Annotated in this window: 12 protein-coding genes; 8 read left to right on the plus strand and 4 right to left on the minus strand. The window is 67.8% G+C overall.

The annotated features are described in order from the left end of the window. Window positions 1-33: 33 nt before the first annotated feature. From eccD to ACGFNJ_RS22810, 3 genes are all read left to right on the plus strand, one after another. Entirely contained in the window at window positions 34-1,500 is a 1,467-nt protein-coding gene (gene eccD / locus ACGFNJ_RS22800) for a type VII secretion integral membrane protein EccD (RefSeq protein ID WP_393451499.1), read from the plus strand. Between the two features lie 77 nt (window positions 1,501-1,577). Next, window positions 1,578-2,915: a type VII secretion-associated serine protease mycosin gene (gene mycP / locus ACGFNJ_RS22805; protein WP_393451502.1), complete on the plus strand. Its 1,338-nt coding sequence runs from the start codon at window positions 1,578-1,580 to the stop codon at window positions 2,913-2,915. A 192-nt stretch (window positions 2,916-3,107) separates the two neighbouring features. Then, window positions 3,108-3,923: a potassium channel family protein gene (locus ACGFNJ_RS22810; RefSeq protein ID WP_393451505.1), complete on the plus strand. Its 816-nt coding sequence runs from the start codon at window positions 3,108-3,110 to the stop codon at window positions 3,921-3,923. A gap of 3 nt (window positions 3,924-3,926) precedes the next feature. Here the strand turns inward: ACGFNJ_RS22810 and eccB are convergent, their stop codons facing one another. After that, window positions 3,927-5,417, minus strand: coding sequence for a type VII secretion protein EccB (eccB, locus tag ACGFNJ_RS22815; RefSeq protein ID WP_393451508.1), 1,491 nt, complete (start codon window positions 5,415-5,417; stop codon window positions 3,927-3,929). Window positions 5,418-5,529: 112 nt separating this feature from the next. Here eccB and eccE point away from each other — a divergent pair, with 112 nt between their 5' ends. Then, entirely contained in the window at window positions 5,530-7,185 is a 1,656-nt protein-coding gene (gene eccE / locus ACGFNJ_RS22820) for a type VII secretion protein EccE (protein ID WP_393451511.1), read from the plus strand. Window positions 7,186-7,187: 2 nt separating this feature from the next. Here eccE and ACGFNJ_RS22825 read toward each other — a convergent pair whose 3' ends face one another. Then, a complete protein-coding gene (locus ACGFNJ_RS22825; protein ID WP_393451514.1) occupies window positions 7,188-7,748 on the minus strand; it encodes an NADPH-dependent FMN reductase in 561 nt (186 codons plus the stop codon). Window positions 7,749-7,792: 44 nt separating this feature from the next. Here ACGFNJ_RS22825 and ACGFNJ_RS22830 point away from each other — a divergent pair, with 44 nt between their 5' ends. Together ACGFNJ_RS22830 and ACGFNJ_RS22835 are read left to right on the plus strand one after the other, a co-directional pair. Further along, on the plus strand, window positions 7,793-8,623 hold the full coding sequence (locus ACGFNJ_RS22830) for an NAD(P)H-binding protein (protein WP_393451517.1): 831 nt from the start codon (window positions 7,793-7,795) through the stop codon (window positions 8,621-8,623). Window positions 8,624-8,750: 127 nt separating this feature from the next. After that, the gene (locus ACGFNJ_RS22835) at window positions 8,751-9,743 is read left to right on the plus strand and encodes a GAF domain-containing protein (RefSeq protein ID WP_393451520.1); all 993 of its coding nucleotides are present in this window, start codon (window positions 8,751-8,753) and stop codon (window positions 9,741-9,743) included. 151 nt (window positions 9,744-9,894) lie between these two features. Here the strand turns inward: ACGFNJ_RS22835 and ACGFNJ_RS22840 are convergent, their stop codons facing one another. Beyond that, the gene (locus ACGFNJ_RS22840) at window positions 9,895-10,908 is read right to left on the minus strand and encodes an NAD-dependent epimerase/dehydratase family protein (RefSeq protein ID WP_393451523.1); all 1,014 of its coding nucleotides are present in this window, start codon (window positions 10,906-10,908) and stop codon (window positions 9,895-9,897) included. A gap of 56 nt (window positions 10,909-10,964) precedes the next feature. Beyond that, window positions 10,965-11,774: an S-methyl-5'-thioadenosine phosphorylase gene (locus tag ACGFNJ_RS22845; protein ID WP_069167621.1), complete on the minus strand. Its 810-nt coding sequence runs from the start codon at window positions 11,772-11,774 to the stop codon at window positions 10,965-10,967. A 128-nt stretch (window positions 11,775-11,902) separates the two neighbouring features. On the opposite strand from ACGFNJ_RS22845, the gene ACGFNJ_RS22850 reads away from it, so the two are divergent. Both ACGFNJ_RS22850 and ACGFNJ_RS22855 read left to right on the plus strand, forming a co-directional pair. After that, a complete protein-coding gene (locus ACGFNJ_RS22850; protein WP_393451527.1) occupies window positions 11,903-12,868 on the plus strand; it encodes an EamA family transporter in 966 nt (321 codons plus the stop codon). A 79-nt stretch (window positions 12,869-12,947) separates the two neighbouring features. Further along, the gene (locus tag ACGFNJ_RS22855) at window positions 12,948-13,271 is read left to right on the plus strand and encodes a metal-sensitive transcriptional regulator (RefSeq protein ID WP_069167620.1); all 324 of its coding nucleotides are present in this window, start codon (window positions 12,948-12,950) and stop codon (window positions 13,269-13,271) included. Window position 13,272: the final 1 nt, after the last annotated feature.

Genomic DNA, 13,272 nt, shown 5'->3' on the forward strand with positions numbered 1-13,272 from the left:
GATTACGAGGTAGAAGACCGAGTTGGGGGAAGCTTGACGCACGCGCGACTTGACCATATCGAGGAAGATTCCTCGCGCGGAATCGTCCGCGCACCGGATCTCGCCCGGGTAACCATTCTCGCCAAACACACTCAAGTGGATATGGCGATTCCCGTGGATGTTCCGGTCGCGTTGGTGATCCCGAGCGTCGTCGACATGGTCGCACAACACAGCAGAACCAATGATTTCGACAATGAGGGCGAGCGCTTCGAGCCCGCCGAATGGGTGCTGGCGCGGATCGGTCACCCGCCCTTCTCCAATTCGCTGAGCCTCGGCGAACACGGCGTCCGCGACGGCGAGCTGCTCATGCTGGAGAGCGCCTCGCACACCGCGCCGACCCCGCTGTTCGACGACATCATGTACAACGTCGCGATCGCGGACACCGACCACTACCGCAGCTGGACCCCCAAGGTCGCGCGGATCACCGGGTCGGTGCTCGCCGCCGTCACCATGCTCGTCGGCTGCTTCGGCCTGCTGATCGCCCCCGGCACGCTCCCGTACTGGGTCAGTGGTTCGGTCGCGATGGCGGTGACGATCCTGCTCGTGGTCGCCGCCATGGTGCTCAGCCGGATGTACGGCGACACCTCGACTGCCCTCGTCCTCGGCGGCTGCGCGCTGCCCACCGCCTTCACCGCAGGCATGCTGTATGTGCCCGACCACTACGGTTGGGCCCATATCCTGCTCGGCGCAGTGTTATTCGGCGCCACCGCGGTCTTAGCCTGGCGCGTCACCGGCGTCGGCCTCGCCCTCTTCATCGGCGCGGCAACCCTCGCGGTGTACGCCGTGCCCGCCGCCCTGGTCGGCCTGCTCACCGCGCAACCGGAACGCGCGATCGGCGCGGGCGCCGCCGCCCTCGGCCTCGCAGGCCTCGCACTGTCGCCGCGAGTCTCCATGCTCCTCGCGAAACTGCCGCTCCCCCCGGTCCCTTCGCCGGGCACCCCGATCGACCCCACCGAAGACGACCCCGACGACCACCGCGCCCTGCCGACCATGGAAGCGCTGCGGGTGAAATCGGAACGCGCCCGCAGGTACCTGGCAGGCCTGGTCGCCGCAACCACCCTGGTCACCGCCGCAGGCGCACTCGCGGCGACCGACCCACGCGCCGAAGACCCCTACTGGCAGGGCATCGCCCTCGCCCTCGTTTGCGCGGCCGTCCTCATGTTCCGCAGCCGCACCTACGCGGGCGCCGAACAAGCGGTCGTGCTCATCGCGGGCGGCGCAGGCATCGTGCTGATCATGCTGATCGGCGCAGGCTTCGCCATGGATCAGCCCCTCGCGGTGTTCGGCGCCGCCATGGTCATCCTCATCGCCGCCCTGATCCTCGGCATCATCATCCCCAACCAGTCGGCGACCCCACCCATGCGCCGAGGTGTCGAACTCCTCGAATACGCCTTCGTCGCAGCGGTACTGCCGCTGGTCTTCTGGGTAGCCAGCCTCTACTCCCTCGTCCGCGGGCTGTGAACCGGATCCTGCGCACCGGCGCAGCGGCGACGGTGCTGGCACTGAGCGTGTCGTTAGGGGTGGGGGCGACTCAGGGTGTGGCACTTGCTGATCGGCCGCCTGCAGTCAACCCGGCGCTGCTTCCGTCGGGCGATCCGGCTCGGCCGCCGGAGCCCACCGAGCATCCCGCCAACACCCCGTGTGCCTCGACCCAGCAAGGCGGAGAAGGGCCTGCGACCCCGTTGCCCCAGCAGGCACTCGACCTGAAGCGCGCATGGGAGTTCTCCAAGGGCGAAGGCCAGCTCATCGCGGTGATCGACACCGGTGTGGTCCGCCACCCGCGCCTGCCCGATCTCGACGCGGGCGGCGACTATGTGGCAGAGGGCGGCGACGGCGTCAGCGAGGACTGCGACGGACACGGCACCGTTGTTGCGGGCATCATCGGCGCGAAACCGGTAGCGGGACAAGGCTTTTACGGCGTCGCACCCGAGGCGAGAATCCTCTCCATCCGGCAAACGAGCAAGTTCTACGACAAGAAAGAACGCAGGGCGGAGAAGCGACCGGAAGAACCTCCGGAGGGCTACGGCAATATCGACGCGCTCGCGCAGGCTATTCGGCGTGCGGCAGATCGCCGCGCCTCGGTTATCAACATCTCGCTCGTCTTGTGTGTCGACAACAGCCAGGCCCTCAACGATTCCGCTGTCGGTGCGGCAGTGCGCTACGCAACGCTCGAGATGAATTCCGTCGTGGTGGTGGCGGCGGGCAACAAAGACAAGAATTGCAAGGCAGGCAACCCCGATGTCGTCAATCCGCTCCATCCGGAGAGCGACCCGTGGAAGAACGTGACAACCAATGTCACGCCCGCCCGTTACGACGACTACGTCCTTACCGTCGGATCCATCAATAAAGACGGCGCGCCGTCGGACTTCACCGTGCCCGGCCCTTGGGTCGGAGTAGCCGCACCCGGCGAGGACATCGTCTCGCTCGATGCACGGGGCAGCGGCACCATTACCGGCATCTACGAGAACAACCAAATGATCCCGCTCAAGGGCACCAGCTTCGCCGCACCCTACGTTTCGGGCGTGGTGGCGCTGGTCCGCGCCCGCTTTCCCGAACTGAGCGCGCTCGAGGTCATCAAACGCATCGAGGCCACCGCGCACGCGCCAGGCGAAGGCTGGAACTCCTACGTCGGCTACGGCGCGATCGACCCGATCGCCGCCCTGACCGCCGAAACAACGAAACCCCTTCCCCCCAAACGCCCCGCGGCCGCCAAGCAAATCCAACTGGCGGTCCCCGCACCACCGCCACCACCGGACAACCGAGCCCGCAACGCCGCCCTGATCGGCAGCGCCTCCGTCGCCACCCTGCTCATCATCGGCATGCTCGCCTCATTCCCCATCCGCCGCCGCTTCGGCGTACACGGCGACGACCTGTAATAGAGAAATGACCCCCGATGGCAATATCGGGGGTCATTTCGATCTTTCCTCAGCCGATTCGATGGTTGGGCGGTGCCGACACCTCGGGCGAATTCACTCCGGTTCGCCGGTGGATCGGGTGGGCGGCGGTAGCGTCTGGACCGCACAGCGCGAAGTATAGGGTGCTGGATTCCATCGACGCAGGTAGATCGCATGTCACAGAGACAAGACGTCAGCAGCGGCGCGGCAGGCCCGACAAGGCCGAGTCGCCGTCAGGCATGGGAGCGTGCGACGGGGGTGCCGATGGTGGTGCTCGCCGTGATCTTTCTGGTCGTCTACGCGTGGTTCGTCCTCGATACCGGCGCTTCGCCGGAGTTGGACGCCTGGTTGGGGCGGGTCGATGTGGCGATCTGGGTGGCGTTCGTCGCCGACTTCGTGATTCGGTTCGGGTTGTCCACCCGCCGTTGGCATTTCCTGCGGACGCACCCGCTGGAGTTGTTGATCGTGCTCATTCCGCCGTTCCGTCCGCTGCGGCTGTTGCGGGCGGCGGTGCTGATCCTCGGCTCGCTCAACCGGCACTCCCTTTCGCACCGGACCCGGCTTTCGGTGTTCGTCGGCACCGGCTCGGTGCTGGTCTTGTCCCTGTGCAGCCTGGCGTTCTTCGATGCCGAGTACGGCGTGGAGGGCAGCAAGGTGCTGAACTTCGGTGATGCGCTGTGGTGGTCGGCGGTCTCGGTGACGACCGTTGGCTACGGCGACGTCTATCCGGTCACCACCGAGGGCAGGCTGATCTCGCTGGTGTTGATGACCTTCGGCATCGGGCTGATCTCGTTCGCCATCGGCACCACGACCACCTGGGTGATCGATCAACTGAAGGCGGTCGAGGAAAGCTCGGACCGCGCCGACCGGGAGATCAGCGCACTGGTCGCCGAGGTGCGGACGCTGCGCGCCGAGGTCGCCGCGCTGCGCCCGGCCGACGAGCAGTACCCCGCAGACATCGCGAAACCCGTTGGCGCGGACGGTCGTTAGCGACTACTTCGGCGAGATCAGCTGTTTGGCCGGCGCGGCGTCCGGGGCGACACCGTCGTGGGCAACCATTGCTTCGTCACGGCCAAGGGTCGGTCCGCCTGCGAGCAGACCGACGATCGGATATGGCGCGCGTTCCGGTGTCACGCCGGACTCTTTGCCCATGCCGAGCGCGTTCGCCGCATCCTCGTTCTTGATGCCGTAGCGGACGCCGGTGTCGGAGACGTAGAACATGCTGTCTTTGCGGCGACTGTCGACCTCGATGCCGGTGGTCTGGACGAAGGCGCCCGAGCCTGGCTTGAAATACACCGAATCGACGTTGTCGCCCTTGCCATCTGCCTGCGCGAGCGAAACCAGTTTGGCGTTACTCGGCATCGGCAAATCAGTGCCGTCGATGACGGACAGTTCCGCGTGCACCGCGACCTCAGCGTTGTCGGCGGCGCCGGCGATCGGCTTCCAGGACAGGCAGCTCACCGGCCGCACCTTGGACTGCACGATGGTCGGCGCGACATCGGGGTACGAGTCCACCCGCAATACCTTTGCGGGCGGTGAATTGGTGGACTCGAAATCACCAATAACGGCACCATGATCCGGGTTCCGCTGCGAAACCTTGATCACGTCGGCGGTGAACGGACTCACGGGCTGAATGCCGTCACGCAGCAACACGTAATTCCGATCGGCCTTTCCTGACACCTGAACCACGGTGCCGATCTTCAGATTATTGATCGAATAGCCGACCGTTGACCCGCCTGGATCATCGATCTTCGGCGGCACAATCGCGTTCACCTCGGGGATGGCATTCAGCAGTCCCTCGCTGATCGGCCGCGGCGTCATGCCTCGGATGTTCAACGGCCCGGTGACCTGCGGGTCGTTCATGTCCACCCGCGCACGCGTGTTGTTCCAGATGAGGTAGGTCGCCTCTTTGCCCTTGACCAGCAGGCCTTTGTCCCGGCCCATCGTCGACGCTTTGTCGCCGAGGTCCAGGTCACCGATCAACACCGAGCTGGTGCGATCGTCGGTGCCGTCCGCCTTCAGCGAATCGCAGACGGTCCATGCCCGCCCCTTGCCCGCCTTGTCGAAGCTCAGCGCACTGGGTGCACCGGGGATGCCGATCAGCTGACCACGCGGTTTCTTGCCGACCTCGGATTCCTTGACGAGGGTCGGCTTGGCGGCATCGCCGACCGCGAGCCGCGCCGAAGCAAGGTTCAGCGTCGGGTATGCGACGTCGTTGATCATGGCGTAAATGGCGCCGGATTCCTTGGCGACCAGGATCTTGCTGCTGCCGTCGACTTTCCCCTGCGGGCGAATCAACGCCAAGATCCCGCAACCGGCCAAGACGACCAGCGCGAGAACGAGCCCGGCCGCGTACGCACGCGACTGCGAGCGCATCGGATCGTGCAGCATCCGCACGTCCCGCCGGACCAGGGCGTGTTCCATCCGTCGAACCAGGAAGCGGTAACCGCTCACCTGCCACCGAGTAGTGGGTTTTGAAGGCATTATTCCTCCCCCGAACAGTGCTCGCGTTCGCGCAACACAGTACAGTTCCCTGGGACTCTTGTTCAGCTCGGCCACGACGAATGGGCCGACACCGGGTACTTGGGGGACGACGATGGCGGAACCTGCCGGGGCGGGACCACGACCGCTTCTGGGGCGCATCTCGCTACAGAATCTGCTGATTGCGCAGGTCATCGGGTTTATCGCAGGGGTGGGCGCACTACTGGGCGGGTTGCAGGCGCTGCCCGCGCTCGGGGTAGGCATTGTCGTCGCGCTGATTCCGCTGATCCCGATCGCGAAGCGCACCCTCCTCGACTGGATCGCCACCTGGTGGCGCTACTTGACCAAGCGTGACTATCTGATCGGCGACACCGTCGACTACCGCGGCACCGACGGCCGCTCGCTCGGCCTGTACTGGGACGGCAGCCGGGTCGTCACCGTCGTCGAGGTGCTCGCCCCACCCGGCGGGCTGACCCGAATCGCCCGCAACACCGTGCACGCCTCGCACCTGCTCCCCCTGCCGGAGCTGGCGAAATGCCTTAGCCAGCACGACATTCTGCTCAGCGGCATCGACATCGTCAGCCACGGCCACCGCAGCAGGTCCGGCACGCCCGCGGGCAAGATCTACGAATCGTTGCTCGGCCCACTGCCCGCCACCGCGCACCGAACCGTCTGGCTGGCAATCGGTTTCGATGCGGTGGCCTGTCCGGAGGCGGCGGCCCGGCGTGGCGGCGGCGCGGAGGGCGCCTCCCGCGCGGTCACCATCGCGACGCAACGCATCATGCGCACGCTCGAGGACGCCGACTGCAATGCCCGCATTCTGACCGCGCCGGAAATCCGCAAGGCGGTCCTGCAGATCACCAGCGGTTTCGATCCGCGCACCCTCGAACATCGGTGGCGTTACGCCGAAATCGGCAACAGCGTGAACATCGGCATGGCGGTCGATCCCAAGCGGCTCGGCTCGGATCTGCTCGCCCAGCTGTGGGTCGCCCCGTCTCGTGGCACCACGGTGGCGGTGCGGCTGCGGCCGGGCAGCTCGGCGGAATCGGTGAGCATCGGCGCCGCATGGCGACTGACTGCCAGGGAACTGCCAGAACGGCGCAAGCTGGCAGGCATGGTGTCGATGAACGGCAGACACCGCGACGGCCTGCTCGCGCATCTGCCGATCGCGGTTCCCGGCGTCGACGACACCGTCCCGATGAGCGAATACCCGATCGACGTCGTCGGTGCGCTGCATCTGCCTTCCTCGGGTTGTGGCCAGCTGATCGGCTCCGACGACGAGGGCAACGGCGTCGCGGTGCGCATCGTCGGCACCGGCATCTCGACCGTGTACGTAGCCGGAGAGCTCTATCTCGCACAGCAATTGGTGTTCCGCGCGCTCGCGGTCGGCGAGCGCGTGCTGATCCGCACCGACCGCGCACACGCGTGGGAGAACCTGGTCACCACCATCGGCAACCCGGAGCGGTTGACCCTCGCGGTCGAAACCCACCAGTCCGACGCCGGATTCACCGCGACCGTGGTGGACGGGGTGCTCGCGCCGGCACCGCACGCGGGCGTCACGACGATCTACGTGACCGGCGATCCGATGGGCTGGCCTGCCACCCGCCCCGATCTGTCCCTGCACCAGCCAGGCGCGATCGGCAACCACGTCATCCTGCGCACCGGCACCGCCCAGGTGGACCTCACGCTCGTCTCCATCCCCCGCGAGGCCACGTACATCGGCCACCCGCGGGGTCGGCGCGGCGCCATGGCGGGCAACAACGCCGGGTGAGGTCAGCCCGGATACGGATCGGTTGCCCGGGCAGCACGCAAAGTCCGTGCCCACCAAGCCAACTGGCCCAATAACCGCTCGGCGGCGTCGATGGCCGCGCCGTCCTGGGTCTCGCCTGCCGCGTCGAACTGTTTCTTCGCCTGATGGAAGCTGACGGTCTCGCGGATCGACACCATGTGGATTTCCGCGACGACCTGACGCAGTTGCTCCACGGCGCGCAGCCCGCCGGAAAGCCCACCGTAGGAGACGAATCCGATCGGTTTGGCCCGCCATTCGCGCTTGGCGGTGTCGAAGGCGGTCTTCAGCGCGGCCGGGTATCCGTGGTTGTACTCCGAGGTGATCACCACGAACGCGTCCGCCGCCGCCAGCCGAGCGCGATAGGCCATCGCCGCCGGGCTGTCGGTGAGGTCGGCGGGCAACGGAGTATCCAGCAAATCGATAACGCCCGTGTCGAATTCGCTGTGCGCACGTAAGGTGCGCAGGAACCAGTCCGCGACCACGGGCGCGAACCGCTCCGGCCGCACACTGGCCACGATGACCTCGAGTCGCAACGGGGTATCCACCGCGTGAGCTTAACGCGCGGGCAGAGCGGTCCGAAGGAGACGAAATGATCTTGGTAACCGGCGCAACAGGCACCATCGGCGGCGAACTGGTGACGGCGTTGAGCGCGGCGGGCACACCGGCCCGCGGCCTGGTCCGCAATCCCGCGAAGGCCACCATGCCCCCTGGCATCGACGCGGTCACCGGCGACCTGAACCGGCCGGAGAGCCTGGCCGAGGCGCTCGACGGGGTGCATGCCCTGTTCTTGCTGCCCGGCTACGACAACCAGGCCGAACTGCTCGACCTCGCGAAAAAGGCGGGGCTGCACCGGGTTGTGCTGCTGTCGAGCCCCGCGGCGGCGCTCGAAGACATGGACAACGCGGTGTCCCGCTATATGACCCTGTCCGAGCGCGCGGTGCGCGAATCCGACCTGACCTGGACGATCCTGCGGCCACGCACGTTCATGTCGAATGCACTGCGCTGGCTCCCGCAACTCGCCGACGGCGACGAGGTGCGGGTGCAGTTCCCCGATGTCCGGGTCGGCGCAATCGACCCCGCCGACATCGCCGCCGTCGCGGCCCAAGCCCTCGAGGGCGGGTTCGACGGCCGCGTCCTCGAGCTGACCGGCCCGTACGCGCTGCGGCCCGCCGACCAGATCGCCGTGCTCGCCGAGGTTCTGGATCGCCCGCTGGTCGCACGCGGGCTCAGCACCGAGGAGACCAAGGCGGAGCTGGCGGCGGCCATGCCGCAGCACTACGTCGATGCGTTCCTGAGCTTCTTCGCCGACGGCACGCTCGACGAGGCGACGCTGCATCCCACCGTGCGTGAGGTCACCGGCCGGGGGCCGCACACGTTCGACCAGTGGGCGCGCACGCACGCCGCTGCCTTCGCCCGCTGACCGTGCGCACTGCCCGTTTCGGTGGCAACACTGCCCCCTTTCGGCATCGACACTGCCGAATCAGGCACGATAGGCACTGGATGTCGGCCTGACCGTGGCATAGTGTTCGACTTCGGGAGGGGGGATTGTGATCACCGAGCGCTGGCTGCTCATCGAGACACTGGGGCATGTCCACAGTTGGTCGCTGCTCGCCGTCGGGACGTCGCCGCGCGAGTGGAAGTCGTTCCAGCGCGCGGTGGCCACCCGCTTCCAGCACCTCATCGGTGCGGCCTTCGCGAGCGGCGCGGTCATCGACGAGGAACTGCCGCAGTCCAGGCACAGCTGGTCGGGGCAGCGGATCCGGGTGGTGCCGCTGCCCGGACCCGACGGCCGTGCCCATGCGGTTCGGCTCTGGGTCGGCGCCGGTGAACCGCCGCCGCCCGCCGGTGTCGCCGCGTTCGACGTCGACGCACGCACCCGGCGGATCGAAGCGCTCCCGCACGACCTCGGACCGCATTTCGAGGACCGCGTCGTCTGGATCGGCGCCGAATCCTTCGAGCTGATCGAACGATTCGACGGCGCACTCGATCTGGTTGCCGCGCTGGCCAGATCGACGCCAGGCGACCAGTGGCTGGACACGGCGACCGTGCGATCGCGGACCGGCCCGCGCACCCTGCTGCTCGCGGCCCGCAATCCCGAGCAGAACCGCTACCGATGGCGCGGCCTGGCCGTCGATGTCACCGAGAGTGTTGCGCCACAACCCAAATCGTTCGAGGCGGCAACGCTCGATCTGCTGCGCGGCGCGCAGCCGAACCTCTACCTGGCGATCGTCGACCTGGCGCAGGTCCGGCTGATCCGCTGGGTCACCGAACCCGTGCCCGGCCTGCGCTGGGGCCGCGGCACCGACGAACGAACGGTGCCGCATCCGGCCGACCGCGCCCGGATCATCGCCGCCCGCAACGACATCCGATCCGGCACTCAGCGCGTCACGCTCACCGGCGTTCGCCTGGCCACCGACAACGGCGACTGGCTCGTCGCCGACCTGGAGGCCTCACCTCTGCCAAGCGGCACAGCCACACTGCCGACCCCCGGTTTCGCCCTGGTCCAGCTCGACATCATCGCGCCACCACCGACCGCGTAGCCAGGTCCCCAGCAACCGCACACCCTCTGGTTTCCCGCACAACGACTCGCCGCACCGACACGCGTGCGGATGTCAAAGCGTGTGCGGCGATGGGGATTACCGTGGCGGCGGATCTGGATGACGCTGCCGGATCGGCCACCGTCCGGAGCGATCAGCCCGCGGTGACTTGTGTGGGCGGCGCCGCGAACTCCGCGAAGCCCTGCACCGGCGGCACCTGCGCGACGAAACCTAAGCTCCGCCTGGCCCGTTCGGGGTCCGCGACGAAATGGCGCACATCGCTGAGCCGGTACTGCCCGGTGACCACCGGCGCAGGCCCGCCGCGCGCCTTCGCCATGATCGAGGCCACCTCCCACAGCGTGACCGCACGCCCGGACGCGATATTCAGCGGAACGAACCCCGGCAGTGCCGCTTCGACGGCCGCGAGCACGGCCGAGGCGGCGTCGCGCACATGCACGAAATCTCGTACCTGCCCGCCGTCTTCGAACACCTGCGGCGCACGGCCTTCGTCCAGCGCGGCCCGGATCCGTCCGACCAGTCCGGCGTGCGCGCCCTCCCCGTAGACCTGGTGCATCCGCAACGCGGTCACCGCGCCACCGACGCCGAGTCCCCACGCGAACGCGTAGTTCTCCTGCGCCACCTTGCTCGCGCCATACGTCCCGCGCGGCCGCAGCGGCGCGTCCTCGGCGACCGGCTCCCAGGTGAGCACCTCGCCGGTGCGCGGAGCCCGGTGGTCGAACATGCCGCGATCCAAATCGGCGCGTCTGCGCAGCCCGGGAAAGAACGGGCCGCCGCGCACGCTGCGATACCGGCCTTCGCCGTAGACGGTGATCGAGGACGCCAGCACCAGGCGACGCACCTTCGTCCGCTCCATCGCGCCGAGCAGCGCCGCGGTGCCCAGATCGTTGTGCGCCGCGAAGTCGGCAGGGTCGGTGGCAACGGTGATCGCGGCGAGATGGCAGACGACGTCGACGCCGGCGAGCAGCGGCTCCAGCGCCGCGCCGTCGCGCACGTCGACGCGCGAAACACCGTCCGGCGGTTCGGCGTCCGCGCCGTGCACCGAGTCGAGCATCAGGTCGACCGCGACCACCTCGTGTCCGGCGGCAGCCGCGGCCTTACGCACCTGTGTTCCGATGAAACCGGCCGCGCCGGTGATCAACACTTTCATGTACGCACCTGGATCATCCCCGCGTGCGCGGAGAGCACCCTTCCTTGGCCCATGGGTCAGGGTAGATCGAACGGCAGCGACACTCCGGTATGGACACGGCATCGATCGCACGTGTCGGTCTCGGTGACCGCCGCGACCGAGCGGCGGATCAGCTCCTTGAACGGCGCCAGGTTGCGCTTGAACTCGGCGAAGACGTCGACCGCGTGCACGCCTGCGCCCTCCTCCAGGCCCGCGTCCAGATCGGTCACCAAAGCGACTGCGGCGTAGCACATCTCGAGTTCCCTGGCGAGCACCGCCTCGGGGTGACCGGTCATGTTCACCAGGTCCCAGCCCTGTCCGGCGAACCAGCGGCTCTCGGCCCTGGTGGAGAACCTCGGCCCTTGGACGACGACCATCGTGCCCGCGCCCTTCATCGGCAGCGCGTCGTTCGCGGACTTGATGGTGGCGGTGCGCAGGTCGTCGCAGTACGGATCGGCGAACGAAACGTGCACGCCGCCACCGTCGAAGTAGGTCTGCGGCCGACCCGAGGTCCGATCCACCAGCTGATCCGGCACCGCCACCGTGCCCGGCCCCCAGTCCCCGCGCAGGCTGCCGACCGCACAGGGCGCGAACACGCGGCGCACGCCGAGCGATCGCAACGCCCACATGTTCGCCTGGTACGGCAACGTGTGCGGCGCGAACTCGTGGCTCTTTCCGTGCCTCGGCAGGAAGGCGACGGGCCGTCCCTCGACCTCCCCGACCGCGATCGGCGCACTCGGTGCCCCGTAGGGCGTCTCTACCTCGACATTTGTCGCCTCGTTGTCGAAAAAGTCATAGAAACCACTACCACCGATAACAGCAAGCGCGGGCCTGGCATGCGAACTCATGCACCAATTCTCTCGTCCCCGATTACCCGATGTTCAACGGGTACCAGAACTCCGGGCAACAAGACCGCAAGTTGTCAGACCCCTCGGCAATGATGGGAGGAATTCGGAGCTGGGCGGAGGTGCGTGTGGTGCAGGCGCGTCGTGGTGTGTCGCGGACGGGTGTCGGGGTGTGGCTGACGGTGTGCAGTGGGCTGGCTTTCGCCAGCACCGGACCGCTGGCGAAATCGGTGCTTGTCGAGGGCTGGTCGCCGGGGGCGGTGATGGCCGTCCGGCTCACCGGCGGGGCCGTGATCATGCTCGGCCTGGCGCTGCTCGCCGATCCGACCGGACTGCGCGCGTGCGTGCAACACCTGCGCACGGTCGTCGCCTTCGGGGTGATCGCGATCCTCGGCGTGCAGGCCACCTTCCTGCTGTCGTTGCCGTATCTCCAGGTCGGCGTGACCCTGATGATCCAATTCCTGGCACCGATCGTGGTGATCGGCTGGAACTGGGCGGTGCGCGGGCACAAACCTTCGCACCTGACCATGCTCGGCGCGGCCCTGGCACTGGGTGGTGCGGCGTTGGTGATCGACGTGTTCGGCGCGGGCGGGCTGAACCTGCTCGGGATCGGCTGGGCTGCACTGTCGATGCTGTGCAACGCGGCATTCTTTCTGCTGTCCGAACGCACCTCGGACCGGCTGAGTCCGGTCGCACTGCTCGGTTCCGGGCTCACCGTCGCAGCGATGGCCGCGTGGCTGGCGGGCGTGGCAGGCGTGCTGCCGTTGGTGTTCGGTGGCGGCACGGCAACGCTCGCCGCGCAGCACATTCCCGCCGCGGTCTCGCTGGCGCTGCTGGTTCTCCTCAGCACCGTGGTGGCCTACCTGTCCAGCGTCGCAGGGGCGGCACGGCTCGGGTCGACGCTCATGTCGCTGGTCTTGCTGAGCGAGGTGCTGTTCGCGGTGGTGCTGGCGTGGCTGTTGCTCGGCGAATCGATTCGTCCGGTGCAGTTGGCCGGCGGGGTCTTGGTGGTCGCGGGGATCGCGCTGGCCCGCGGCAGCGCAGGGCGGCGCGCTGCCGAGCGGGTGCCCGACGCGGCAGCACCGGTCCTGACCTGACAAGTTGGCCACCGAACTGTACCCTAGGGGGGTATTAAGTCCGGTCCGGCCGCAGACCGGCAGGCAGCGAGGAGAACCGGTGACAGACGCCACGCAGGACCACAGTGCGCACGACCATGCCGCGCACGGGTACATCACTGCCAAGGACGACTACCTGAAGCGGCTGCGTCGGATCGAGGGCCAGGCGCGCGGGCTGCAGCGGATGGTCGAGGAAGAAAAGTACTGCATCGACATCCTCACGCAGGTCTCCGCGATGACCAAGGCGTTGCAGGCGGTGGCGATGGGGCTGTTGGAAGACCACATCAGCCATTGCGTGGTCGATGCCGCGGTCGCGGGCGGGCCCGAAGCCGAGGCGAAGATCAAAGAGGCGACCGACGCGATCGCGCGGCTGGTTCGCTCCTGAC

It is taken from the genome of Nocardia sp. NPDC049149, assembly GCF_043197455.1.
Taxonomy (GTDB): Bacteria; Actinomycetota; Actinomycetes; order Mycobacteriales; family Mycobacteriaceae; genus Nocardia.

Excerpts from the sequence above, each read along its gene's own strand:
- ACGFNJ_RS22810 (WP_393451505.1), top strand. The coding sequence starts at position 3,108 with ATGTCACAGAGACAAGACGTCAGCAGCGGCGCGGCAGGCCCGACAAGG.
- ACGFNJ_RS22845 (WP_069167621.1), bottom strand. The coding sequence starts at position 11,774 with ATGAGTTCGCATGCCAGGCCCGCGCTTGCTGTTATCGGTGGTAGTGGT.
- eccB (WP_393451508.1), bottom strand. The coding sequence starts at position 5,417 with ATGCCTTCAAAACCCACTACTCGGTGGCAGGTGAGCGGTTACCGCTTC.
- ACGFNJ_RS22840 (WP_393451523.1), bottom strand. The coding sequence starts at position 10,908 with ATGAAAGTGTTGATCACCGGCGCGGCCGGTTTCATCGGAACACAGGTG.
- eccE (WP_393451511.1), top strand. The coding sequence starts at position 5,530 with ATGGCGGAACCTGCCGGGGCGGGACCACGACCGCTTCTGGGGCGCATC.
- ACGFNJ_RS22830 (WP_393451517.1), top strand. The coding sequence starts at position 7,793 with ATGATCTTGGTAACCGGCGCAACAGGCACCATCGGCGGCGAACTGGTG.